Origin of the sequence: Streptomyces sparsogenes subsp. cuspidosporus (genome assembly GCF_039532705.1) — a bacterium.
Classification (GTDB): domain Bacteria; phylum Actinomycetota; class Actinomycetes; order Streptomycetales; family Streptomycetaceae; genus Streptomyces; species Streptomyces sparsogenes.
Window position 1 is genome coordinate 14,096 of sequence record NZ_BAAASD010000032.1, and the last position, 24,010, is coordinate 38,105.

Here is a 24,010-nt window from a genome sequence, read left to right on the forward strand (position 1 = left end):
AGATCACTTCACTTTTTGTTGAGGGCTTCGAAGTCGACGAGCCCGGTGTCCTCAAGGACCGTGATGTGGTCGAGAACGATGGCGTTGGTCCTGGTGGCGAGGGACCTGACCATGGAGTTCTGGCTCTGCGCCCGCACCTGCGCCACCAGGCCGAAGACCTTGCCGTGCGCGGAGCGCAGGAGGTTGGCGAACAGGCGCTGGAACTCGGCGGCTGACGCGGCGTTCGTCATCTGGTTCAGCCAGCCCTGCTGTTGCTCGTTGGGCTGGGTGGGCAGGGGGATCCCAAGAGCCTGGCCCACTTCGTTGGCACGCCGGTCCAGCTCGGTGTGTCCCTCGATGAGGTGTTCGCCCGCGGTCTTCACGGCGTCGGTGTTCCCGCGCTCCTGCGCCATGCGCCCCGAGGGGAGCTCCCACAGGCCGGCGAGCTTGACCTTGCGGACGAAGTCCCTGTCCACCGCCGTGAGCGGTCCGTACTGCGTGCTGATGGTTCCCTTGCCGTCGTCGATGACCCCGCTCGGGAGCGCTGCGGCGCTGCTTTCGCCGAACAGGCTCACGGGGATGAGCAGTGCCGCGAGCGTCATCGCGAGCGCACCAATGATGAGCCCGGTCCCGATCGTGCGGCTGGAAGCAATGGATCTGCTGATGATGGCTGATCGCACAGCGCCCTCCTTGGTTCGGAGTGACACCGGACGGTAGTGCCTGGTGTGGCCCGGGAGTGGAGACCTCATCACCAATGAATAAAGCCCTGACAGCGATCTCTCCCTGCTGGTAGTCTGCCGGGCTGCTTTCCGCCGGACGTTTTCCGGGCGGCGGAAAGCCGAAGAAATCCCGGGACCGGTGAACGGCCCGGCCGCCGCGTACGTATCGATGGACGTGAAGCCCGCGTACGCACCGCGAAGGTGCTCCCCGAAAGACGCCTCCCCCCGGCGCCCGGCCGCCTCGCCCGCACCCGGCGCGCCGGACCCGCCGCCGGGCGGCCCCTCCGGCTGAGGCCCCCGACGTCCGCGACCGCCGCCGTCCCCCTCTTCTGTTCCTCTCTCTGTCCCCTTCTCTATAGGGGTCGGTACAGGGGCCGCCGGGAGGCCCCGCGGAGCGGCCCTCTATAAGAAGGGGACTAAGCCGCCCCTTGACAGGCCGGGCGGATGTGGGATTACTTGATCGCGTCCCGCTCACCGAATGTTCGGTCGGTCCCTTGGGGTGGTGCCAGACATGACGATCCCGACGCATGCCGCAGGTCCCGGCCGCCGACTGGGCTCCCCGCCGCCGCCCGAGCTCCTCGACGCCGCCGAACGGATGGGACCCGAAGAGCTGCGCGAGACACAGCTCGCCCGGCTGCGGACCACCCTCAGACACGCCTACGACCACGTCGAGGCGTACCGTACGAAGTTCCGCGCGGCCGGCGTCGAGCCCGAGGACTGCCGCACGCTGGAGGACCTCGCCCGCTTCCCCTTCACCACCAAGGCCGATCTGCGCGACACCTATCCCTTCGGGATGCTCGCCGTACCCCGCTCGGAGCTGCGCCGGGTGCACGCCTCCAGCGGCACCACCGGCCGGCCCACCGTCGTCGGCTACACCGCGAACGACCTGTCCGTCTGGGCCGAGGTGGTCGCCCGCTCGCTGCGCGCGGCCGGCGGGCGCCCCGGCCAGATGGTGCACATCTCCTACGGCTACGGCCTGTTCACCGGCGGCCTCGGCGCCCATTACGGCGCCGAGCGCCTCGGCTGCGCCGTCGTCCCCGCCTCCGGTGGCATGACCGCGCGCCAGGTGCGCGTCATCGAGGACTTCAGGCCCGAGGTCATCATGGTCACCCCCTCCTACATGCTCACCCTCCTCGACGAGTTCGAACGCCAGGGCATCGACCCCCGCACCACCTCCCTGAAGGTCGGCGTCTTCGGCGCCGAGCCGTGGACCGAGGAGATGCGCCGGGAGATCGAGGAGCGCGCCGGCCTCCACGCGGTCGACATCTACGGGCTCTCCGAGGTGATGGGTCCCGGGGTGGCCCAGGAGTGTGTGGAGACCAAGGACGGCCTCCATGTGTGGGAGGACCACTTCTTCCCCGAGATCGTGGATCCGCTCACCGATGAGCCGGTGGCCGAGGGGGAGGAGGGAGAACTTGTCCTGACCTCCCTGACCAAGGAGGCCCTCCCCGTCATCCGCTACCGCACCCGGGATCTGACCCGGCTGCTGCCCGGCACCGCCCGGCCCGCCTTCCGCCGCATCCAGAAGATCACCGGCCGCTGCGACGACATGATCATCCTGCGCGGGGTCAACCTCTTCCCCAGCCAGATCGAGGAGATCGTGCTACGCACCCCGGGCGTCGCCCCGCACTTCCAGCTGCTGCTGACGCGGCGCGGCCGGATGGACCACATGACCGTCCGGGCCGAGGCGCGCCCCGGCGCCACGCCCGAGGCGCGGGCGGCCGCCGAGCGGACCATCGCCCAGGCGGTCAAGGACGGGGCGGGCCTGACCGTCGAGGTGTCGGTCGTGGAACCGGAGTCGCTGGAGCGCTCCGTCGGGAAGCTCCGCCGGGTCAAGGACCTGCGCTGAGGCCGGCCGGGGGCGCGCCCGGGGTGGGGGACTCGCCGGAAACGGCGCGGGACCGGCGCCGGGGGCGCCGGTCCGCGGTCCGGGGGCCGTCCGGCCTCAGGCCGGCTGGGCCGCCCCGGTGGACGGGGGTGCCATGACGCCGCCGCGGCGCAGCACGGCGTAGCCGATGCCGATGCCCACGGCCACCGGCCACTCGATCGCTTCCGCGGCGCCCAGGATGCCCAGACCCACGTAGAGGGGGAGGCCGCCCTTGGCGGGCAGCCACCGGCGGGCCACCGCCACCGGCAGCAGCGCCGCGTCCGCCAGGCCGCCCGCCATGCGCCCCGCCGTGGGGACGGTCACGGTGAACGACCGCTTGCCGTCGCCGGACGACGTGGTCACAGGCGGCTTCTCGGCCTTCGCCCCGGCCTTCGCGGAGGTGGCCGTGGCCTTCTCGGAGGCCGTGGACTTCGTCCCGGCCGTCGTCTTCCGGGCCGTCGTCTTCCGCTCGGCCGTCGTCTTCCGGGCCGCCCCCTTCGCCGCCGTCTTCGTCTTCTCGGAGGACCCGCGCTTGCGGGAGGTGGTGGGAGTACTCACAGGTCTCACGTCCGCACATGGTCGACGTTGTGGTAATTCCTCACTTTTCAGGGTAATAGGGATTTATTCTCCGCTGGGGTGGCTGCGACGGGTGGCGGGGCAGCGTGCAGCCGGGCGATGGGTAGGGAGGCCGCGCCGATGTCACAGTCCTCACGGTCAGGCACATCCGGCACGCCAGGTGCATCAGGCACGCCAGGCACATCAGGTACCTCGGGCACGCCGGGAAGGTCGGGAAGGTCGGGCATCCGCATCCCGGCGCCCCCGCTGCTGGGACCCCTCGCCGGCGGGGTGACCGCGGGCGTGCGCGGCGCGGCCGGACTTCTCGGACGGCTGGCCAGGCTGCCGCAGCGCGGGGTGTGGTCCCACCCCGGACGCATGTACATCGAGGTCCGGGGGGTGCACGGCACCGGGGGCGAGCGGGTCGCCCGCCGCGTGGAGAGGGCGCTCGAGACCCACCCCCGGGTCCGGTGGGCGCGGGTCAACGCGCCGTCCGAGCGCGTCGTGGTCTCGCTCCTCTCGCAGGCGGTCCGCGAGGCCGAGCTGGTCGCCCTGGTCGAGCAGGGGGAGGAGGCAGAGGCCGCCGCCGTGGCCGAGGAGTTCGACGAGTGGCTCCCCGAGCCCCACCACCCCTCCGAAGGGCCCAGCACCCCCGAGTCCCTCTCCGCGCTGACCGCCGACGCCGTGGGCCTCACCCTGTCCACGGCGCTGCGCCTGGCCCCCTGGCTCAAACTGCCCACCGAGGTCGGCGCGCTGGCCTCCCTGCTCCAGCACCACCCCCGGATACGCCGGCTGGCCGCGGCCGTCAGCGGCCCCGACCGGGCCGACTCGGCGCTGACCGCGGTGAGCGCGCTGGCCCAGGGCGTGGCCACCCGAGGCGGAGGGCTCGCGCTGGACGTGGTCGAGCGCCTGGCCCAGTGGCGGGAGGCCGCCGCGGAACGCCAGGCGTGGGAGGCGGCGGAGCCGCACCTGGTGCACGGCCCGCGGGACGTGGCGGCCGAGCCGATCGTCGTCGAACGACCGGGCCCGCCCCCCAGGGACGCGACCGCGCGCTACGCCGAGCGGTCCATGCGCATCGGCGCGGCCGTCGGCGCGCTCGCCGCACCCTTCGCAGGCCCCCGCCGCGGCCTGGCCGTGGCGCTGGCCTCGCTGCCGAAGGCGCCGGGCGCGGGCCGGGAGGGCTTCGCCACCAGCCTCGGCCACTTCCTCGCCCTGCGCGGCGTGGTGGCCATGGACCGCGCCGCGCTGCGCCGGCTGGGCCAGGTGGACACCGTGGTGCTCGACGAGGAGGCGCTGCGCGGCGACCGGTACGAGCCCATCGACGTGGAGGTGCTCGGCGGCGCCGACGCGCCGCGGGTCGCCGAGCGGCTGTTCGACCTCTTCGACCCGGACGGGCCCCTGGAGGTCCGGCGGAACGGCCACGGCTGGGCGCTGGGCCCGCTGGACCGGCTCGACCTGACGGGCCGTACCGGTGCCCAGGCCGCCTCCCGGCTGCTCCGCAAGGGCAGCGAGCGCGTCCTCGGCCTGGCCAGGGGCCCCCGCCTCCAGGCCGTGGTGGGGCTGGCCGCGCAGACCGCGCCCGGCGCCGAGGCCGTGGCGGCCGCCGCCCGCCGGGCGGGCGCGCGGGTCGTCCTGGCCACCGACCGCCCGCACCCGGCGTTCGCCTTCGCCGACGCGGTGGTGCCCGCCGGCGGGCGCCTGGTGGCCTCGGTACGCGGACTCCAGGCCGACGGCGCGGTGGTACTGCTGCTGTCCGGCAACCGCCGGGCCCTGGGCGCCGCCGACTGCGGCATCGGCACCCACCGCGAGGGCGAGGCCCCGGCCTGGGGAGCGCATCTGCTGGTCGGCGCGGACCTGGAGTCGGCCGCGGTGATCGTGGACGCCGTGGGCGTGGCGGCCCGGGTCGACCGGGACAGCGCGGTGCTCGCAGCGGGCGGCAGCGGCGTCGGCGCCGTAGCCGCCCTCCAGGCCCACCGCCGGCATGCGGCCGCGCGCTCCACCGCCGCCGGCAACACCGCCGGCACCATCGCCTTCTGCATGGGCAACTGGCGAGCCCGACAGCTGATAGCCCGCCCCCTCGCACCGCCGGTGACCTCCGTCCCCTGGCACCTGATGCCCGCCCGGCGCGTCCTGGACCGCCTCGGCACCGCCCCCGACGGCCTGACCCCGGCCGAGGCCACCGCCCGCGCCCGCGCCCCCGGCGGCCCGCGCACCGGCGAGCCGCCCCGCACCAGCCTGCCCGCGGCGTTCATCGACGAGCTCGCCAACCCCCTCACCCCCGTGCTCGCCGCCGGGGCCGCGCTGGCCGCCGCCGTGGGCTCGCGCACCGACGCCGCCCTGGTGGCCGCCATCACCGGCACCTCCGCGCTGGTCGGTGGCGTCCAGCGGGTCAGGACCGAGCGCGCCCTGGCGGAGCTGTTCTCCCGCTCGGCCATCGGCGCGCGGGTGCGCCGCGCCGGCACCGAGCGGCTGGTCGCCGCCGGTGACCTGGTGCCCGGCGACATCGTCGTGCTGCGCCCCGAGGACGTGGTGCCCGCCGACTGCCGGCTGCTGGAGGCCGAGGGCCTGGAGGTCGACGAGTCCTCGCTGACCGGCGAGTCCCTCCCCGTCCCCAAGGACCCGGCGCCGGTGGCCGCCGCGCACATCACCGGGCGCCGCTCGATGCTCTACGAGGGCACCACCGTCTCCGCCGGGCGCGCGGTCGCCGTCGTGGTGGCCACCGGCACCTCCACCGAGGTCGGCCGCAGCCTCGCCACCGCGCGGCAGGCCGCGCCCGTCACCGGGGTGGAGGCCCGGCTGACCAGGCTCACCCGGGCCAGCCTGCCCATCGCCCTCGGCTCCGCGGCCGCCGTCTGCGCGGCCGGGCTGCTGCACGGCCGCAAGCTCACCGACACCCTGGCCTCCGCGGTCAACCTCGCCGTCGCCTCCGTACCCGAAGGACTGCCCTTCCTGGTCAACGCGGCCCAGCTCGCCGCCGCCCGCCGGCTGGCCGACCTCGGCGCGCTGGTGCGCAACCCCCGCACCATCGAGGCGCTCGGCCGCGCCGACGTCCTGTGCTTCGACAAGACCGGCACCCTCACCGAGGGCACCCTCCAGCTCGCCGCCGTCGGCGACGGGGACCACGAACTGCCCGCCGACCGGCTCGACACCCCGCGCAAAGCCGTGCTGGCGGCCGCGCTGCGCGCCACCCCGCCGGCCCGGCAGGCCGAGCCCATGGCCCACCAGACCGACCGCGCCGTGATGGCCGGGGCGCGCCGCGCCGGCGTCGCGGTACGCCAGGGCGCCCCCCGCTGGCGGCGTACCGACGCCCTGCCCTTCGAACCGTCCCGGGCCTACCACGCCACCGCCGGGCGCACCTCCCACGGCCTGCTCCTGAGCGTGAAGGGCGCGCCGGAGAACGTGCTGCGCCGCTGTGTCGGCCGGCGGCACAGGGACGCGCCGGCCCCGCTGGACCCGGACGCAGTCGAGGCGCTCACCGCGCGCGCCGAGGAGCTGGCCGGAGCGGGCCGCCGGGTGCTGGCCGTGGCCGAGCGCCCCATGGCGGACGACGAGGAACTCACCGACGAGGCCGTACGGGACCTGGTCTTCCTCGGCTTCGTCGCCCTGGCCGACCCGGTCCGCACCAGCGCCGCCCCCGCCACTCGGCGGCTGCACGAGGCGGGGGTGCACACGGTGATGCTCACCGGCGACCACCCGGCCACCGCGGACGCCATCGCGGCGAGAGTCAGCGACGTCCCCGAGCCGAAGGTGTGCACCGGACCCGAGCTGGACGAGCTCGACGACGCGGCGCTCGACGCCCTGCTCCCCACGGTCGATGTGATCGCCCGCTGCAGCCCCCACCACAAGGTCCGCATCGTCCAGGCGTACCAGCGCCTCGGGCGGGTGGTGGCGATGACCGGCGACGGGGCCAACGACGCGCCCGCCATCCGCCTCGCGGACGTCGGGATCGCCCTGGGCCGGCGCGGCACGCCCGCCGCGACCGCCGCCGCGGACCTGGTCGTCGGCGACGACCGGCTGGAGACGATCGTCTCGGCGCTGATGGAGGGCCGGGCGATGTGGGCCTCGGTGCGGGCCGCGCTCGCCATCCTCATCGGCGGCAACCTGGGAGAGGTCACCTTCAGCGTGCTCACCGCCTCGCTCACCGGCGGCACCCCGCTGAGCGCCCGGCAGATCATGCTGGTCAACCTGTTGACCGACCTCGCGCCCGCGCTCGCCATCGCGGTGCGCGAGCCGACCGGCCACACCGGTGAGCGGCTGCTGCGGGAGGGGCCGCACCGCTCCCTGGGCACCGCCCTCACCAACGAGATGCTGCTGCGGGGCGTGATCACCGCCCTCGGGGCCGGCCTGGCCTGGTCCGGCGCGCGGCTCACCGGGCGACGGCGCCGGGCGTCCACCGTCGCGCTCGCCGCCCTGGTCGGCACCCAGCTCGCCCAGACCCTGGCCACCGGCGGCCTGGACCGCCACGTCCTGATCGCGGGGCTCGGCTCCGCCGCCGTCCTCGCGGGCATCGTCCAGACACCCGGCGTCAGCCACTTCTTCGGCTGCGTCCCGCTGGGCCCCGTGGCGTGGGGCATCACGCTGGGCTCCATCGCCCTGGCCACGCTGGCCGGCTCGGCGCTGACCCCGCTGGTGCGCGGCCTGGCCCACTAGCCGCCGGCTGTCGGCTCCCCGTCCGGGAGGCCGGCGAGTGCGCGGAAGAACCGGTCCCGGAAGAGCGGGTCCGTTTCGCCCCGCCGCAGTACCTCGAGATGCTCCTCCGTGGGCGTAAGCCTCGCGAACGCCAGATTGGACTCGTACGGCGGCGTCCACCGCCGGTCGCGCTCCTCGGCGTACCGCCGCAGGGCCTTGGCCGTCAGCCCGGGATCGTCGACCGCGTCCGCCAGACACCCGGCGAGCAGCTCGGCCTGGGCGAACGCGTCGCCGATCCCCTGGGCGCCGCACGGGTCCTTGTGGTGGCCCGCGTCCCCGACCAGCGCCCAGCCCGGGCCGTGGGCCCGGCGGAAGAAGTTGGGCAGGTCCGTGCACCGGAACAGCCGGTCCTCCTGCCGGGCGGCGGCCAGCGGCTCCGCCAGCTCCGGGCAGGCGCGCAGCGCGCCGGCCAGATAGGCGCGGGGCGCGCTCTCCCGGGTCAGGCCCGCCGTGGCGCGGGGCAGCTGCACATTGACCAGCGTGAGGCCGTCCTGCGTGGGCACCAGGGCGGCGCCGGCGCCCTGGCCCGAGTACAGCCCCAGCCCGTCCCCGGGCAGCCCGCTCCAGTACGTGTAGAGGGCGACGGTCAGCCGGCCGTCGTCGCGCAGGTACGGGGCGCCCACCAGCCGGGCCACGGTGGAGTGCCGCCCGTCGGCGCCCACCACGAGCCGGGCCCGGGCGCGGTCCGCGCCGCCGCGCGGGGTGGTGTACCGGACCCCGGCCACCGCCCCGCCCTCCCACAGCAGCCCGGTGACCGAGCAGCCGTCGCGGAACTCCGCGCCGGCCCGCGCCGCCGCACGGGCCAGGATCGCGTCCAGGGCGTACCGCCGGGGCGCGAGGCCGCCGGTGGCCGCGCCCCACACCGGCGCCGGGCCGGTCAGCAGGAGCCCCGGCGCCCGGAAGGAGACCCGCTCCAGGGGCGGACATCCGGTGGCCCGCACCTCCTCCAGCACGCCCCACCGGGCCAGGCGGTCCACACCGGGCTGGTGGATGTAGAGCGTGGAGAGGGTGTCGCTGGGGAAGCGCGCGCGCTCCAGGACGAGGACCCGGAGCCCCCGGCGGGCGAGGAGCAGGGCGGTGGCGGCGCCGGCGCAGCGGCCCCCCACCACGATCACGTCGTACATCGGCTCCCCTTCCCCGTGGGGGCCCGATGCCCCGCATGTGTCACCGATAGCACCCGGTGGGGGGACACGCCCGGGCGACAGGAATAGTCAGCTCATGCGGTCGGAATTCCATATGACTTTCTCTTGGGCATGAGTTCACTCTTTGGGATTTCCCTGATCCGGAACTTCTTGACAGGCTTCGCGCGCCCGCATTTTCATGGCACAGGGCCGAACACCCCGCTGTCCGGCCCCCGTTCGGGAAGAAACCGTATTCGTATCCGATCGACAGGAGATTCGCCGGTGATCGACAACGAGCTGTTCGAGGAAATGGCCATTCAGGAGCCGGAGGCGGTCGTCGTCTCCACCTGCACCATCAAGATGGACGAGGACATCGAGGAAACCCAGTAGCACCCCGGTGTTTCCCGGTCTTCCGACCCGGGGCCGGGAAACACCTCCGTTCTCGACCGGCAGTTGACTCTCACTTGAGAAATGGATCCGTGTGAACGCGCAACCGGGCACACCGCCGAGGGAATCCGTCCGGCTCGTCTCGCGTCGGGATGTTCGCCTTGTCAACCGCGCCGGTCATGTCTATATCTGCTCCAGCACCGGCACCCTGCGCGTTCCCCAGCGGAATCCGGACCTGAGCGAGCTCGAAGGCGACATCGGCCTCGAATTCCTCCCCGAGGACGTCATCGCGGGACTGCGCTCCCGCACCCTGGTGCACTCCGCCTCCGACGCCCCGCTCAGCCACCCCCTGTACAACACGGGCGGCCCGGGCGCCACCCGCCCGGCGGTGGTCGTCGGCGAGGGACCGCTGGCGGACGGCGTCGCCGAGGGGCTGCGCCGGGCCGGGGCCGAGGTCGTCCGGGCCCCCGCCCCCGACCGGTCGGCGGATCCGGGAGCGCTGGTCCTGCCCCTCCACGGGGACGAGACCCTGCTGCGCCGGTGGACCGAGCGTGCCATGGAGGCCCGGGCGCCGATCCTCACCCATCTGTCCTCGCCCACCCGGCTCCTCTTCGCCGTCCTCGACCCGCCGCGCACCGCCTGCCCGGTCTGCCTGGTGCGCCGGCTGCGCGCCAACCACACCTGGCAGCCCATCGCCGACCTGCCGCTCGACGTGCTCTACGGCGCGGCCGAGAGCGATCGCTGGCCCACCACGGCCATCGCCGCGGCGATGCTCGCCCACCAGACCATGGCGGCCCTCACCCGGGGCCCGAGCGGCCCGGGCGAGCTGCTGGAGGTCGACCACGCCACCGCGGTCACCACCCGCCACCCCGTGCTCCACACCCCGCTGTGCCCGGCCTGCGCCCCCGTGACCGCGCCCCCGGAGCCGGCCGAACCCCCGGCCGGGGACCCGGAGTCCTGCTGGGAGCGGATGCGCCGGGCGGTGGACCCGCTCACCGGCCTGGTGGCCGAGGTCCGGGTGCGGGACGCGGACCGCGAGCCGGGCAACTCGACCACGCATGTGCTCACCGCCGGACACCCCACGACGACCTGGTTCTCCCCGGTGCAGGCAAGCGCGTGCAGCGGCGCCGTCAAGTACGACCCGACACTGGCCCGGGTGTGCGCCGTGGGGGAGTTCATGGAGCGTTACGCGGCCGGGGTCTACGACCCGGACCGGCTGGTCCGCGCCTCCTTCCGGAAGCTCGGCGCCGCCGCCGTGGACCCCCGGAGCCTGCCGCTGGCCTCCGAGCGGGAATACGCCGCGCTGCCCCGCATCGCCCCGTTCGACCCCGACCTGGAGCTGGACTGGGTGGAGGGCCGCTCGCTCACCACGGGCCGGGCCCGGTATGTGCCCGCCTGCGTGGTCTACGTCCCCTACCGGTTCCCGCGCCGCCGGGAGCGGCTGATCGACCCCATCTCCACCGGTCTCGCCGCCGGAAGCGGCCCGCACCACGCGACGCTCGGCGGGCTGCTGGAGGTCGTCGAGCGCGACGCCGTCGCCGTCTTCTGGGAGAACCGCCTCGCGCTGCCCACCCTGGACCTCGGCGGGCTGACCGGGGGACCGGCCGCCGCGGTCGTCGAGCGGCTGACCGCGGCGGGCGTCCAGGTGCTGTGCAAGGACCTCACCACCGACCTCGGCATCCCCGTGGTCTCCGTCCGGTATGTCGAGGGCCCGGCGGACCGGCCCGTGGTGGCCCACGCCACCAGCGCCCATCTCGACCTCCACGGCGCCCTGCTCGGGGCGCTGGAGGAAGCGGACCTGTGCCGCACCGGGCTGCGAAGCTGGCTGGCCGAGCGGGACATCCCCGGCCTGGACGACATCGAGCTCGACCGATCCGACTTCTACACCTACTACTGCGGCCCGGGGCGGCTGTCGCTGGTGCCGTTCTGGGACGAGGGCCCGCTCCGCCCCCTGCCGGAGCCTTCCCCCGCGCCCGCCTCGTACGAGGCCGCGGTCGAGGAGGTGGTCCGGCGGCTGGCCGCGCGGGGCCACGAGCCGATCGCCGTCGACATCACACCGGTCGATGTGGCGGAGTGCGGGGTGCGCGTGGTCAGGAGCGTCGTACCCGGGCTGTGCCCCATCACCCTGCGGCGCGACTTCCGGCGGCGCGGCGGCCGGCGCCTGTACGAGGCACCGGTGCGCATGGGCCTGCGCGCCGCCCCGCTCACCGAGGACGAACTGAACCCCTATCCGCTGCCCCTCGGCTGAGCGCCCGCGAGCGGCGGCCCATGGCAGCGAACGGGGACGGCAGACCAGGAGAAGAACGCCACGATGACTCGTCAGACCCTGTACCGGCGCCGGAGGGACACGCTCGTCGAATGGGGGGAGAACGGCAAACTGGTGCTGGTGGACTGCGGCGCCTGGCGGAAGTTCGCCATCAAGCCGGAGCTGCTCGAGCTGCTCTCCCTCCTGGACCACCCGCGCAGCGCCCGGGATGTGCACGGCGCCTGGGCGTCCTCCTCCCGGCCCGAGGACGAGGTCCGGCGCCTGCTGGAGCGGCTGGCCGAGGCCGGGATCGTATGCCGGGACGCCCCCGAGGACCACGGGCCCGACCCCCGGGCGGACCAGCCGGAGGCGCCCCGCGACGAGCCGGAGGCGCGCCGGGACCGGCCGGAGGCGCCCGGCGACGGGCCCGGCGAGAGGCCCGGCGAGGGGCCCGGCGAGGGGCCGGGGCCGGGCGGGGCGCCCCCGGGCACCGGCTGGACCCCGTACGAGCTGGCCGTGCACGCCCAGACCAGCCGCTCGGGCGTGCCGACGCGCCTGCGCGGCACCCCGCCGCCCGCCCGGCTGCTCCACCCCGAGGCCCTGGAGCGGATCGAGCTGCCCGAGGACACCGCGCCACCGAGCCGGCCCCTGGACCGGGTTCTGGCCGACCGGCGCTCCATCCGCCAGTACGCCCCCAGCCCGGTGCCCCTGCCGCTGCTGGCCGCCCTCTTCGCTCGCACGGCCCGGGTGCGCGGCTACCTCCCGCCGCTGAAGTACGAGCAGACGCAGCGCGCCGCGCCCTCCGGCGGGGCCCGCCACAGCCTGGAGCTCTATCTGGTCGCCCGGGAGGTCGAGGGGCTGGCGCCCGGCGCCTACCACTACGACCCGTTCGGCCATGCGCTGGAGCGCCTCGCGCCGTGGAGCGAGGAGCTGGACGACCTCCAGCGGCGCACCCTGTGCGTGCCCATGCAGGAGGACCAGCCCCCGCCGGCCAGCCTGTATCTCACCTCCTGCGCGTATCGCACCGGTTGGAAGTACCAGGGCATGGCGCTGAGCCTGATCTACCGCGACACCGGCTGCCTGATGCAGACCCTCAGCCTGGCCGGCACCGACATCGGCCTCGCCACCTGCCTGACCGGCCGGGTCGAGGCGCCCATGACCCCCTCGTTCCTGCGCCCCTACCGGGACCGGCTGATCCATGTGGGCAACATGGCCATCGGGCTGCCCGCGCCCACCTCCGCCGCGCACCGCCTGGTGCCCCTCACCACTGACAAGGAGCAGGAGCGAGCATGACGCCCGCCGACAGCGAGCCGCTGCCGCTTCCCACCGTCTGTCGCACGGCCGTATGGACAGCACAGATGCGGGCCGACGAGAGCCGTGCGCCGAACGCCTGCGCCGTCGATCCCTGGGCCGCCGAGTTCGTCGCGGCGGCGGGGTCGCAGGAGCCGCCTCCGGGTGGCCCGGAGGCCCGGGAGTTCCTGCACGACGGAGTGGCCGTGCGGACCCGGTACTTCGACGACTACCTCCTCGAAGCGGTGCGCGGCGGATGCACCCAGGTCGTCCTGCTCGGCGCGGGGCTCGACGCGCGGGCCTTCCGACTGCCGTGGCCCCGGGCGGTCGACGTCTTCGAGGTGGACCTGCCCGACCTCCTCGACTTCAAGAACCAGGTGGTGGGCGACCGGGTCCCGGCCACCGCGCGTCGCGTCACGGTCCCCGCCGACCTGCGGGACCGCTGGGCCGACGCCCTGATCGCCGCCGGATTCGACCCGGCGCGGCGGACGGCGTGGCTGTGCGAGGGCACCCTGGTCTATCTGGAGCCCGATCAGGCCGACGCGGTCGTGCGCACCATGGCCGCGCATTCGCCCCCGGGCAGCGAGGTCGGGGCCGAAACCATGACGTCCCAGGGCCGGCTGGACTGCCTGCGTTCCTGCCACGACGCCCTGTCCGCCGACGGAGCCCCCTGGCGGTGCTCGCTGCGCGACCCCGCTTTGTGGTGGGCCGAGCGCGGCTGGCGCATGACGGTCCCCGACCCGGCGAGCCTGCCCTACGCCGCCGAGCGGATGGCCCGGTACCTGCCGATGCTGCGGGAGGCGGGCGATACGGGCGGCTGGCTGCTCACGGGCACCCGGTGCGGGCCCGGCCCGGCCGCTCCACCGGCGTAGCCTCCGGGCCCATCCCGGCGTCGGCCCATCCCGGCGTCGGCCTACGCCGGCCGGACGCGGCCCGGGGCGCGGCGTGGACTCGCGTCCCCGGGAGGCGCCGGCGGCTCGCCGCCGGGCGGCAGCAGGCAGTCGGTGGACTCGGCCAGCCGGCCCACCGCCGCCCGCACCGCGCCCATCAGCGCCGCCACCGCCGGCATCCGCGCCGTCTCCGGCCGCAGCAGCGCGTACACCTGGCGCCGGGGCCAGCGGTTCAGTCGGCGCGCCCGCACCCGCGGATCACGCCGGGGGAGCAGGCCCACCCCGTCCAGGAGGGCGACGCCGACCCCGTCGCCGACCAGCCCGATGGTCGTCGCCTGGTCGTCGGTGGTCGTCACCACCCGCGGCTCGAACCCAGCTTCCGCGCACCGCCGCAGCAACCGGCTCCGCTCCCGGCCCAGGATCCACCGCTCACCGGACAGATCGGCCAGGGCGAGGCTGCGCCGCCGCGCGAGGGCGTGCCCGGGCGGCAGCAGCACATAGCGGCGGTCGGCGAGCAGGGGCACCCGGCACAGCGCCGGGTCCGCCGCCCCTACCGGGGACCCCGGCTCCCGGGCGCCGAGGTCACCGAGGTCGCCGTCGTCGACGATCGCGACATCGGTCTCGCCCGACCGCAGCAGGCGGTACGAGTCCGGGGACGCGGCCTGGCCCAGCTCCACCTCCACCTCGGTGCTCGCCGCGCGCAGCAGGGCGAGCGCGGCGGGCAGCACCGCGACGCACACGCTCTGGACGGCCGACACCCGCACCCGCCCCCGGGTGTGCGCGGCGAGCGCCTCGAACTCGCTCTCCACGGCCCGCAGCCCGGCCAGCACCTCCTTGGCGCGCTCGGCGAGCCGGTGTCCCGCGGGCGTCAGCCGCACCCCGCGGCCCGATCTGGCCACCAGCGGCACTCCGGCGGCGCGCTCCAGGGCGCGCATGTGATAGCTGACGGCGGGTTGGGTGTAACCGAGCCGGTCGGCGGCGGCGCGGTAGGAGCCGGCGCGGGAGACCTCTGCGAGCACGGTGAGCTGGCGAAGATCCATCACCCGAAGGACGATAAAAACTCCTGATGAATAGGCGTAAGACTTTAATTGGACGTGTGATCAGGTGACGGTCAAAATCATCGTGACGGTTCACCCGGCCCCCGGCCGGCCGTCCTGCCCGACCGGACCCCCTCCCCTCCCGGCCCCGGACCACCGAAGCGATCACGGCCCGCCCGGGCCGGTTCCCCAAGCGGCCGAAGCGGCATGCCCCGCTCCGCCGGAAGTTCACCCGCGGGACCCCGCGGGTCACTTGACTGCCCGCCCGAGCCCCGCGCCCGAATCCCCCGCCGGAATGGATGGATGGTGCCCGATGCACGATGGCTGGAACCGGATGCGCCCCGTGGTCGCCGAGGATCGGCCGTTCCACCAGATGGCGCTGAACGAGACCGTTCACCCGCCGCTCCCCGAAGTGCTGGAGGCGGTGGCCCGCGCCGGGCGGGAGGCCCACCGCACCCATGACGCCCTCGGCACCGCCTTGACCCGCGCCCTCGCCGAACACCTCGGGGTGGAGCCGGAGCACATCCTCGTCGGGCCCGGCTCCGGCGCGCTGCTCCAGCAGCTCTTCACCACCCGCACCGGCTCGGACACCCACACCGTCCACGCGTGGTCCTCCTGGGAGGCCTACCCGATGATGGCGGCCAACGCCGGATCCACCACGGTCCGGGTCCCGCTCACCGACTGCCACCACGACCTGCGGGCCATGGCGGCGGCCGTCACCGACCGGACCCGCATGGTCCTGCTGTGCAACCCCAACAACCCCACCGGCACCGCGCTGCGCCACGAGCGGGTCCGGGCGTTCCTCGACGAGCTGCCCGGCCATGTCACGGTCGTCGTCGACGAGGCGTACCGCGACTTCGCCGACCCCGGCGCCATCGCCGACGGCATCGACCTGTACCGCGGCGACGAACGCGTCTGTGTGGTGCGCACCTTCTCCAAGTCCTACGGGCTGCTCAGCCTGCGCGTGGGATACCTGGTGGGGCACGACCCAGTGCTCGCCCCGATCCGCGCCCAACTGCCGTTCTTCCGGGTGAGCCATGTCGCCCAGCAGGCCGCCATCGCCGCCCTCGGCGCCCACGAGAAGGTGCTCCAGGGGTGCGCGGACACCGCCCGTGAGCGCGACCGGCTGCGCCGCGCGCTGCTCGACCAGGGCTGGGAGGTGCCGGTGAGCCAGGGCAACTTCCTGTGGCTGCCGATGGAGTCCGGGGTCGAGCGCTTTACCCAGTTCTGCGCGGACCACGCGGTGGTCGTCTGCGGCAAGCCGGGAGAGGGGGTGCGGGTGACCGTGGCGGAGCCCGAGGCCAACGAGGCGTTCCGGCAACTCGCCGCGAAATACCGGGAGTCGAAGTGACCCACCGGCGCCCCGGCCATCCGCACATGGCTCGTCCGTACACCTGGCTCTTCGGCACCCAAGGCCCAACGGCACACGCGGGAAAGGCGGCCCCATGACCCTGCCCGATTCGGCAATGACCGACCTGGTGACCCCCCTGACCGAGGCCGGCTCGACGATCGAGCTGCTGCTGCGTGAACTCGACCGGAGCTGGCCCCCCGGGGCCGAACGCCTCCAGGAGATCTCCCGCTACGCGCTCATCCCGGCCGGGAAGCTGCTGCGCCCGCTGCTGCTCGTCGAATCCGCCCAGGCGGTGGGCGGCGGCGGGCCCGAACTCGTGCGGGCCGCGTTGAGCGTGGAGTACCTGCACGTCGGATCGCTCATCCACGACGACGTCATCGACGGCGACGACGTGCGCCGGGGCAGGCCCTCGGTGGCGGCCCGCTACGGCGTCACCGACGCCATCGTCGCCGGGGACGCCCTCATGCTGGGGATGTTCGCCGCGCTCACCGACGCCGTCGAAGGACTGCCGCCGCACCGCGCGCTCGCCGCGGTCCGCGTCTTCGCCCGGGCGGGCGTGGACCTGTGCCGCGGGCAGGCCCTGGAAGGCGAGCTCCGCGGCGACCCGGGCTGCGGGCTCGACCGGTATCTGACCATGACCGCGCTGAAGACCGGGGCCCTGTTCCGGGCGGCCTGCCTGGGCGGGGCGATCCTGGGCGGCGGTTCCCCGGCCCAGCAGCGGGCGATCACCGGCTACGCCGAACACCTCGGTCTCGCCTTCCAGATGCACGACGACCTGCTGCCGTACACCAGCGACCCCCGGAGCACCGGCAAGTCCGCCCTCAGCGACCTCGCCGCCGGCCGGCCCACCTTCCCCCTGCTGCTCGGGTACGCCATGGCCCCGGCCGCCGGCCGCCGGGAGCTGGAGGCGGCGCTCGGCGGCACCCTGCCCCCGGCCGAGGCCCTGCCGCTGGTGCACGGGCTGCTGGAGACCACCGGCGCGCTCGACGCCGCGCGCGAACAGGCCGCCGCCCACGCGGCCCGCGCCAAGGAGTGCCTCGCGGAGCTGCCCGCCGCGCGTGGCGCCGCGGTGCTCGCCGCGGTCGCCGACCTGTCGGTCGACCGGAACCGGTGACCGGCGGTGGCCGCGCCGCGCTCGACACGCCGCACCCACCTCCGCACCCGCACCTCCCTCCCGACCCGCCTTCTGGCCCATCTGCAGACCTGGCGGCCCTACACCCTGTGGTACCCCGGTCTCGTCGGGCTCGCCGGGGCCGCGCTCGCCGGCGGCGACCCGCCCGCCCGGTGGCTCGCCGTGGCCTGGGCCGCGCCCACCCTGGGCTGGATCGCCGGCCACTACCTCGGCGACTGGTTCGACCGCCGGCTCGACGCCATCAGCAAGCCCCAGCGCCCCATCCCCTCCGGAAGACTGAACCCCCGGGCGGCCGTGGCGGCCGGCCTCGTCTGCGCCGCCGCCATGACCGGGCTGGCCCTGTGGGCGAACTGGCGCTCGGTCGCCGTGGCCGCCGCCGCGGCGGCGGGCATCGTGGCCTACAGCCGGGTGCTGAAGGGGCGCGGGCTGTCGGGCAACGTCATGCGCGGCGCGCTGACGGCGCTGGCCCTGCTGTTCGGGGCGATGGCCGTCCAGGCCTGGCCCCCGTGGCACGCGCTGCCGTTCGCCCTCGCCTTCTGGTCCCATGACACGGCGTCCAACCTGGTCGGCACGGTCAGGGACGTCGACGGCGACCGCGACGGCGGCTACGCGACCCTGTCGGTGCGCCGGGGCGTCAGGCGCGCGGCGCACACCGCGGCCGGCCTCTACCTGGCCGCCCTCGCGACGGCCGCCGTGGCCCTCGCGGTCACCCCCTCGTCCGCCTCGCCCCCCGACGGGCCCGCGGGCGCCGCCGTGCTGCTGGCGGCCGCCGCCGGGTGCGGCGGGTGCGCCTTCGCCCCGCTGCTGCGGTCACCGGGCCGGATCACCGCGCCACGGGCGCTGCGGGCGCACCAGGTCCTCGTCGCCGAACGGCTGGTCCTGGCCGCCGCGGTGCTCGCCACGGGCGCCGGCGCGGCACCGGCCCTGGCGGTGCTGGTGCCCTGCCTCGCGGTCAGCGTGGTGACCCAGGCCCGGATGCGGGCGGCGTACGAGTTCCCCCCACCACCGCACCGCCCCGCGCCCGTTCCGGACCCCGGCCCATGACCCCCGGGCCCTCCCTCCCCGCCGGCCGGGCCCCGCGCGGCCGGGCCGGCCGCCCGCCGGTGCGCCGGTCGCCCCGCTCGTCGTCCGGTCGTCTGCCGCCGGGCCGGTCGCCCCGCTCGTCGTCCGGTCGTCTGCCGCCGGGCCGGTCGCCCCGCTCGTCGTCCGGTCGTCCGCCGGCCGCCCGGGTCGCCCGCCCGCCCGATGGGGCGGCTCATCGCGAGAAGTCACCACGACCAGAAGGGTGCCCATGCCCGCTTCCGCCCTGACCGACCGGCTCGACGCGGCGGTCGCCACCGGTGCCGAGGCGCTGTTCGCTCGCCAACGCGCCGACGGCGCCTTCGTCTTCGGCGCGCGCCGCACCTCCCCGCTGAACACCGCGGGCGCGGTCATCGCCCTGCACTTCGCCGATCCGCGGGGCTCGGCCGAGGCCATCGGGCGCGGCGTCGCCTGGCTGTGCCGGAACCAGCGGGACGACGGCGGCTGGGCGATGCCCGGCGTGCCCACCGAGCCGCTGGCCACCGCCGTCGCCGCCGCCGCGCTCCAGCTGACCGCCGCCGGCCCCACCGGCCCCGACCACACCGGCGCCCACCCGACGGGCACCACCCCCGGCCGACCCGCCCCCGGCCGACCCGCCCCCGTCCGAACCGCCCCCGGCCGACCCGCCCCCGACCGCGCCGCCGCCGTACCGGCCGCCCTGGAGCGGCTCGCCGCGCTCGGCGGGGCCGAGGGGCTCCCCGAGCCGGCGATGGCCGCCCTGTGCCGTCAGCTGCACGCGCTGGCCGGGCTGCCGTACCAGGGCGCGCCGCGCCGGCTTCCCCTGGAGCTCCTGCTGCTGCCAGGCCTCAGCCGCCGGCTGCTCAGCCTGCGGCTGCCGATCTTCGCCGCCCAGGCGCTCGCCCAGGCGGAGCACCGCCGCCGCGGCCCGGTCGGCCGCGCCCTGGACCGACTGGCCCGGCCCCGGGCGCTGGCCGTGGTGCGCGGGGCGTACGAACGCGAGGGCGCGACCGGCGGGTTCAGCACCGACCCGTGGCTCACCGCCCTGATCTGCCTGGGCCTGGCCCGCTCCGGCCGGGCGCCCGACCTGACCGCGGCGGCGGCGCGCTGGCTGCGCCGGGCCGCCGGTCCGGACGGCTCCTGGGACCTGATGCCCCTCGACGTCACCTGGACCAACTTCGTCACCGCCGCCCTGCTGGAGGCCGGTCACGCCGCCGACCCCCGGCTGGCGGCCACGCGCGCGATGCTCCGCGCCCACCAGCAGAAGGAGCCCTTCGACGCGTTCGGCTGCCCGCCCGGGTTCTGGGGCTTCTCCAGCCCCCGGAGCTGGCCCATGGCCCTGGAGACGGCCGAGGCCGGCTCCCTCCTGTTCCGGCTGCCCGGCGGGGCCGACGACGGCCACGCCCGGGACGGCATCGCCTGGCTGACCGCCACCCAGGACTCCGCCGGCACCTGGAGCCTGTGCGTGCGCGACAGCAAACCGGGCGGGTTCGGGCCGTGCCCCCAGATGACCGCCAAGGCGGTGGGCGCGCTCCTCGACTCCGGCGCGCCGCCCGGCGACGCCCGGGTGGCCAGGGCGCTGCGCCGGCTGGCCGCCGTGCAGCGCCCCGACGGGTCGTACGAGGCGCTGTGGTACCGCGGCGGCACCGCCGGCACCGCGGCCGTCCTGGAGGCGCTCACCCGGGCGGGCACCACCGACGCCCACCGTCGCGCCGCACGGCGGGCCACCGACTGGCTGCTGCGCACCCGGCGGGACGACGGCTCCTGGGGCGCGGGCGACGGCGGCCCCGGCACCGTCGAGGACACCGCCTGGGCGCTGCGCGGGCTGCTCGCCGCCGGGCTGCCCCCGGACCACCCGGCCCCGGCGGCGGCCGCGCACCGGCTGCTGGAGGCCCAGCGGGCGGACGGCGGCTGGCCGCCGTCCCCGGTGCACGAGTACATCCGCGGCTGCGCCCGCTACGCCGACGAGGGCATCGCCACCGGGCTGGCGCTGCGGGCGCTCGCTCACTACCGGACCGCCGCCCGCGCGCAGGAGGGGTCATGACCTGGGACGTGGTGGTGTGCGGGGCCGGTGTCGGCGGGCTCGCGGCGGCCCGCGCGCTGGGTGGTCTCGGACTGCGCGTGCTGGTGGTGGACAAACAGCCGCGGGTCCGCCCGGTCGCCAAGGGAGAGGTGCTCCAGCCGGGGGCGCTGCGGCTGCTGCGCGCCTGGGGCGTGGAGCGCCGGCTCGACGAGCGGGGCGCCGTACGGCTCGGCCGGCTGGTCGTCCGCGACCCCGGCGGCGTACCCCTGATGGCGCTGGACTACGGCGCGCTGCCCGCCCCGGACCAGTGGCTGCTGGCCCACGACCACACCGTCATCCTCGACACGCTGCGCGAGAGCCTGCCCCCGGGGGTCGAGCTGCGCCGGGGCGTGCTCGCCGAGGAGCCGCTGCGCGACGCCGCCGGCCGCGTCACCGGGCTGCTCCTGAAGGAGGGCGACAGGCGCTACGAGGCGCCCGCGGCGCTCGTGGTGGGCGCCGACGGCATCTCCTCCCGGCTGCGCCGCTGGGCGCGCATCGAGGCCAGGCGGGTCGACTACCCGCACCGCCTGGTCTCCTTCGACATCGCCGGCGCGGCCGCCGGGCGGCCCCGGGACTTCTCGGCGTATGTGACCGACCGCGGGCTGCGGTTGCTCTACCCGCTGCCCGGCGGACGGCTGCGGCTGTACGTCCAGGTGGAGCCGGACGAGCTGCGCGGCGCCGGGCCGGGCGAGCTCGCCGACTGGGCGACCCGCGCGCTCGCCTCGGTGCCGGCGCTCCGGCCGCTGACCCCGGACCTGCTCGCGCACCTCGGCAGCCGCCAGACGCTGCCCGTGGCGCGGCTGCTGTCGTCCCGGCTGACCGCGCCGGGGCTCGCGCTGCTCGGCGAGGCCGCCTACGCCGTCCACCCCATGGCGGCCCAGGGCATGAACACCGCCATCACCAGCGCCGGCTGCCTGGCCGAGCAGCTCGCCGCGCACCTCGGGCGGGCCGGGGGACTGTCGGCCGCGGCGGTGGACGGCGCGCTGCGCGACGTCGAGGAACGGCTCGCCCCGACCCTCGCCCAGGCCGCGCGGACCAGCGGCAACGCCGCCCGGATGGTCACCGACCTGTCCTGGCGCGGCCGGGTCCTGGGGCGCCGCGCGGTCCGCCACACCGGCGCCAACCCCCGGCTGCTGCACACCGTCACCCACAACATGTCCGGGCTCGGCCCGCGCCCGCTGACCCTGCTGGACCGGCTTCAGCAGCTCGGTCTGGTGCCCGACCCCCGCGCCCACCGCGTGCCCACCGGCTGACCCAACCCCTGCCCCCCCCCGCACGTCCTAGGAGGACGGTGTGACCATGAGCACCCGCCAGCTGACCGTGACCCCGGTGTCCGGGGCGCTCGGCGCGGAGATCCGCGGCGTCGACCTGACGGACCTGACCGACGACCTGTTCGAGCGCGTCCATGAACTGCTGCTGGAACACCTGGTGGTGTTCTTTCCCGACCAGGCGCATCTGACCCCCGAGGCGCACATCGCGCTCGGGCGGCGCCTGGGCGAGGTGGAGGTGCACCCCTTCCTGCCGAAGGTGGAGGGCCACCCCGAGATCGTGGTCCTCGACGCCGACCAGGGCGCCAAGGCCGACGAGTGGCACATCGACGTCACCTTCCGGCCCAACCCGCCCGTCGCCTCGATCCTCCACCTGATCACCTGCCCGGAGGCCGGGGGAGACACCATGTGGAGCAACCAGTACCTGGCCTACGAGACGCTGTCCGAGCCGCTGCGGGACCTCCTCGACGGGCTCACCGCCGTCCACGTCCTGAACACCCCGCAGACCGGCGAGCACCGTGCCGAACACCCGGTGGTGCGGGTGCACCCGGAGACCGGGCGCCGCTCCCTGTACGTCACCCGCATGTGGACCTCGCACATCCCGCAGCTCAGCCGCCCGGAGAGCGACGCGATCCTGCAGCACCTCTTCGACCACTCCGAGTCGCCGCGGTTCAACTGCCGCTACCGCTGGCGGCCGGGGGCGGTCGCGCTGTGGGACAACCGCGCCACGCAGCACCTGGCCGTCAACGACTACACGGGGCCCCGCCGGGGGCAGCGGGTGACCGTGCTGGGGGACGAGCCCACCGGGGACGCCCCGCGCTGGAAGGAGTACCGGCCGCGCGGCGACGAGCGCTACTGGCCGCGCCACGTCACCGCACGCCACGGCTATGAGTGACCCGGCCCGCGGAAGTGTCCCGGCCCGCGGAAGTGTCCCGGCCCGCGGAAGTGCCCCGGCCCGCGGAAGTGATCCGGCCTACGGATAGGAGTGGAAGACGCCGTCGGGGTCGTAGCGCGCCCGCACCTGGCGCAGCCGCCGCCAGTCGGCCGGGGTGTACGAGCGCTCGGCGCGGGTGGGGGCGGCGGTGAGGTCGGTCTCGGCGACGTAGTGCCCGGTGCCCAGCGGCTCCACCCGGCCCATCGCCTCCCGCAGCCACCGCACGTTGGCCCCGTCACGCGCCGGTTCGTCCCAGATCGCGTACGGCACGACATAGGACCTGCCCAGCACCGAGAACGCCATGTCCGCGAGCAGCCCCTCGTCCCGGGACGCGGGCCGCAGCGGCGCGAGGACGAGGGACTTCTCCGAGGGCGCGGCGGCGACGGCGTCGGCGAGGGGGGCCAGCAGCGTGCCCAGGTCCTGGTCGGACCACAGGGTGTCCGCCGCGAAGCGGTGGCTCGCGGGCCAGGCGTCGGAGGAGCCGCCGTACAGGCTGTCGGTGGAGGTCGGCTCGCTCTCGCGGCGGAACACCGCGCGCCGCGCGACGGCACAGTCCCGCAGCGGCTCCGTCAGGCGGACGGCCTCCCGCCGCGAGTCGGCGAACGCCGTGGCCTTGACGACGACCACCCGCGGCCTCGGCGGCGTGGACCACATCTCCGGCTCGGCCGTCCCGAGCGTCAGGCTCACCTCCACCTCGGCGGGCAGCTCCTCCGACACCTCGGCGATCCGCCGCGCCACCTCCTCGGTCTGATCGAGCGGGAAGGCGTATGTGGTCGTCGCGACGGCCGCGGGCAGCGGGTGCAGGGCGAGCTCGAATTCCGTGACGACGGCGAAGAAGCCGGGCCCCGCGCCGCGCGCCGCCCAGAACAGGTCCGGGTGTTCCCGCGCGTCGCACACCACCACCTCGCCGTCCGCGGTGACGGCCCAGGCGCGCCGGACGCTCGCGCAGGCCGGGCCCAGGGCGCCGGAGTTCCAGCCCAGGCCGCCGCCGAGGAGATAGCCGCCCATGGCCACCGAACCGCAGTGCCCGGTCGGGTAGGCCAGGTGGTGGCGGGCCAGCCGGGTGGCCAGCTCCCCTCCCGGCACGCCCGGCTGGACCCGGGCCGTACGGGACGCCGGGTCGACCGAGCACCGGCGCAGCCCCGACAGGTCGATGAGCATCCCGCCCTCGCGCAGCGGCGCGCCGCACCAGCTGTGCCCGCCCGCCCGGACGGCGATCCGCATGCCCTGGGAGCGGGCCAGCCGCACCGCTTCGGGGACGTCCCGCTCGGAGGCGGCCACCACGATCACCTCCGGCGACCTGGCCGGTTTGAGCTCGTTCCACACCATGCCCGCCCGGAGCTTCTCAAAGCCCGGATCGCCCCGCCGGACGACGGTCCCCTCGATGCCCCGGGGCCGTGTGTGTCCGCCCATTCCGCCCTCCTCGCGTCCGGTGCCACGGCGGAG

Annotated in this window: 17 protein-coding genes; 12 read left to right on the top strand and 5 right to left on the bottom strand. The window is 75.7% G+C overall.

The window, feature by feature from the left end; translation table 11 throughout:
* Positions 1 to 8: 8 nt before the first annotated feature.
* Positions 9 to 659: a DUF4142 domain-containing protein gene (locus ABFY07_RS29640; protein ID WP_245738370.1), complete on the bottom strand. Its 651-nt coding sequence runs from the start codon at positions 657 to 659 to the stop codon at positions 9 to 11.
* A gap of 550 nt (positions 660 to 1,209) precedes the next feature.
* On the opposite strand from ABFY07_RS29640, the gene paaK reads away from it, so the two are divergent.
* Entirely contained in the window at positions 1,210 to 2,547 is a 1,338-nt protein-coding gene (gene paaK, locus ABFY07_RS29645; protein ID WP_346177444.1) for a phenylacetate--CoA ligase PaaK, read from the top strand.
* 96 nt (positions 2,548 to 2,643) lie between these two features.
* On the opposite strand, the gene ABFY07_RS29650 is transcribed toward paaK, so the two are convergent.
* Positions 2,644 to 3,123 (bottom strand): hypothetical protein, encoded by a 480-nt coding sequence (locus tag ABFY07_RS29650; protein WP_346177445.1) that lies wholly within the window; start codon positions 3,121 to 3,123, stop codon positions 2,644 to 2,646.
* Positions 3,124 to 3,411: 288 nt separating this feature from the next.
* Between ABFY07_RS29650 and ABFY07_RS29655 the strand changes: the two genes are divergently transcribed.
* Entirely contained in the window at positions 3,412 to 7,770 is a 4,359-nt protein-coding gene (locus tag ABFY07_RS29655) for a cation-translocating P-type ATPase (RefSeq protein ID WP_346177446.1), read from the top strand.
* Here ABFY07_RS29655 and ABFY07_RS29660 read toward each other — a convergent pair.
* Positions 7,767 to 8,933: an FAD-dependent oxidoreductase gene (locus ABFY07_RS29660; protein ID WP_346177447.1), complete on the bottom strand. Its 1,167-nt coding sequence runs from the start codon at positions 8,931 to 8,933 to the stop codon at positions 7,767 to 7,769. The two genes, ABFY07_RS29655 and ABFY07_RS29660, sit on opposite strands and share 4 nt — an antisense overlap.
* A gap of 282 nt (positions 8,934 to 9,215) precedes the next feature.
* Here ABFY07_RS29660 and ABFY07_RS29665 point away from each other — a divergent pair, with 282 nt between their 5' ends.
* The 4 genes from ABFY07_RS29665 (at position 9,216) to ABFY07_RS29680 (ending at position 13,724) form a co-directional block, all read left to right on the top strand.
* A complete protein-coding gene (locus tag ABFY07_RS29665) occupies positions 9,216 to 9,320 on the top strand; it encodes an azolemycin family RiPP peptide (protein ID WP_346177501.1) in 105 nt (34 codons plus the stop codon).
* Positions 9,321 to 9,411: 91 nt separating this feature from the next.
* The gene (locus tag ABFY07_RS29670; protein ID WP_346177448.1) at positions 9,412 to 11,565 is read left to right on the top strand and encodes a TOMM precursor leader peptide-binding protein; all 2,154 of its coding nucleotides are present in this window, start codon (positions 9,412 to 9,414) and stop codon (positions 11,563 to 11,565) included.
* Between the two features lie 63 nt (positions 11,566 to 11,628).
* Positions 11,629 to 12,855 carry a SagB/ThcOx family dehydrogenase gene (locus ABFY07_RS29675; RefSeq protein ID WP_346177449.1) on the top strand — a complete coding sequence of 409 codons (1,227 nt, stop codon included), beginning with the start codon at positions 11,629 to 11,631 and terminating at the stop codon, positions 12,853 to 12,855.
* Entirely contained in the window at positions 12,852 to 13,724 is an 873-nt protein-coding gene (locus ABFY07_RS29680) for an SAM-dependent methyltransferase (RefSeq protein ID WP_346177450.1), read from the top strand. Before ABFY07_RS29675 ends, ABFY07_RS29680 begins: the two co-directional genes overlap by 4 nt.
* A 41-nt stretch (positions 13,725 to 13,765) precedes the next feature.
* Here ABFY07_RS29680 and ABFY07_RS29685 read toward each other — a convergent pair whose 3' ends face one another.
* The gene (locus tag ABFY07_RS29685; RefSeq protein WP_346177451.1) at positions 13,766 to 14,782 is read right to left on the bottom strand and encodes a LysR family transcriptional regulator; all 1,017 of its coding nucleotides are present in this window, start codon (positions 14,780 to 14,782) and stop codon (positions 13,766 to 13,768) included.
* A gap of 310 nt (positions 14,783 to 15,092) precedes the next feature.
* Between ABFY07_RS29685 and ABFY07_RS29690 the strand changes: the two genes are divergently transcribed.
* From ABFY07_RS29690 to ABFY07_RS29715, 6 genes are all read left to right on the top strand, one after another.
* Positions 15,093 to 16,130, top strand: a complete 1,038-nt coding sequence (locus ABFY07_RS29690; protein WP_346177452.1) for an aminotransferase class I/II-fold pyridoxal phosphate-dependent enzyme — start codon at positions 15,093 to 15,095, stop codon at positions 16,128 to 16,130.
* A gap of 94 nt (positions 16,131 to 16,224) precedes the next feature.
* A complete protein-coding gene (locus ABFY07_RS29695; protein WP_346177453.1) occupies positions 16,225 to 17,244 on the top strand; it encodes a polyprenyl synthetase family protein in 1,020 nt (339 codons plus the stop codon).
* 6 nt (positions 17,245 to 17,250) lie between these two features.
* Positions 17,251 to 18,306 carry a UbiA family prenyltransferase gene (locus tag ABFY07_RS29700; RefSeq protein WP_346177454.1) on the top strand — a complete coding sequence of 352 codons (1,056 nt, stop codon included), beginning with the start codon at positions 17,251 to 17,253 and terminating at the stop codon, positions 18,304 to 18,306.
* Between the two features lie 247 nt (positions 18,307 to 18,553).
* Positions 18,554 to 20,344: a prenyltransferase/squalene oxidase repeat-containing protein gene (locus tag ABFY07_RS29705; RefSeq protein WP_346177455.1), complete on the top strand. Its 1,791-nt coding sequence runs from the start codon at positions 18,554 to 18,556 to the stop codon at positions 20,342 to 20,344.
* Positions 20,341 to 21,615 (top strand): FAD-dependent oxidoreductase, encoded by a 1,275-nt coding sequence (locus ABFY07_RS29710; RefSeq protein WP_346177456.1) that lies wholly within the window; start codon positions 20,341 to 20,343, stop codon positions 21,613 to 21,615. The genes ABFY07_RS29705 and ABFY07_RS29710 overlap by 4 nt, the downstream gene beginning before the upstream one ends.
* Before the next feature lie 46 nt (positions 21,616 to 21,661).
* A complete protein-coding gene (locus ABFY07_RS29715) occupies positions 21,662 to 22,525 on the top strand; it encodes a TauD/TfdA dioxygenase family protein (protein WP_346177457.1) in 864 nt (287 codons plus the stop codon).
* 78 nt (positions 22,526 to 22,603) lie between these two features.
* Here the strand turns inward: ABFY07_RS29715 and ABFY07_RS29720 are convergent, their stop codons facing one another.
* Positions 22,604 to 23,977 (bottom strand): FAD-binding oxidoreductase, encoded by a 1,374-nt coding sequence (locus ABFY07_RS29720; protein ID WP_346177458.1) that lies wholly within the window; start codon positions 23,975 to 23,977, stop codon positions 22,604 to 22,606.
* Positions 23,978 to 24,010: the final 33 nt, after the last annotated feature.

Coding starts and splice junctions, on each gene's coding strand:
- paaK (WP_346177444.1), top strand. CDS start 1,210: ATGACGATCCCGACGCATGCCGCAGGTCCCGGCCGCCGACTGGGCTCC.
- ABFY07_RS29675 (WP_346177449.1), top strand. CDS start 11,629: ATGACTCGTCAGACCCTGTACCGGCGCCGGAGGGACACGCTCGTCGAA.
- ABFY07_RS29710 (WP_346177456.1), top strand. CDS start 20,341: ATGACCTGGGACGTGGTGGTGTGCGGGGCCGGTGTCGGCGGGCTCGCG.
- ABFY07_RS29660 (WP_346177447.1), bottom strand. CDS start 8,933: ATGTACGACGTGATCGTGGTGGGGGGCCGCTGCGCCGGCGCCGCCACC.
- ABFY07_RS29720 (WP_346177458.1), bottom strand. CDS start 23,977: ATGGGCGGACACACACGGCCCCGGGGCATCGAGGGGACCGTCGTCCGG.
- ABFY07_RS29680 (WP_346177450.1), top strand. CDS start 12,852: ATGACGCCCGCCGACAGCGAGCCGCTGCCGCTTCCCACCGTCTGTCGC.
- ABFY07_RS29685 (WP_346177451.1), bottom strand. CDS start 14,782: ATGGATCTTCGCCAGCTCACCGTGCTCGCAGAGGTCTCCCGCGCCGGC.
- ABFY07_RS29705 (WP_346177455.1), top strand. CDS start 18,554: ATGCCCGCTTCCGCCCTGACCGACCGGCTCGACGCGGCGGTCGCCACC.
- ABFY07_RS29695 (WP_346177453.1), top strand. CDS start 16,225: ATGACCCTGCCCGATTCGGCAATGACCGACCTGGTGACCCCCCTGACC.
- ABFY07_RS29715 (WP_346177457.1), top strand. CDS start 21,662: ATGAGCACCCGCCAGCTGACCGTGACCCCGGTGTCCGGGGCGCTCGGC.
- ABFY07_RS29690 (WP_346177452.1), top strand. CDS start 15,093: ATGCACGATGGCTGGAACCGGATGCGCCCCGTGGTCGCCGAGGATCGG.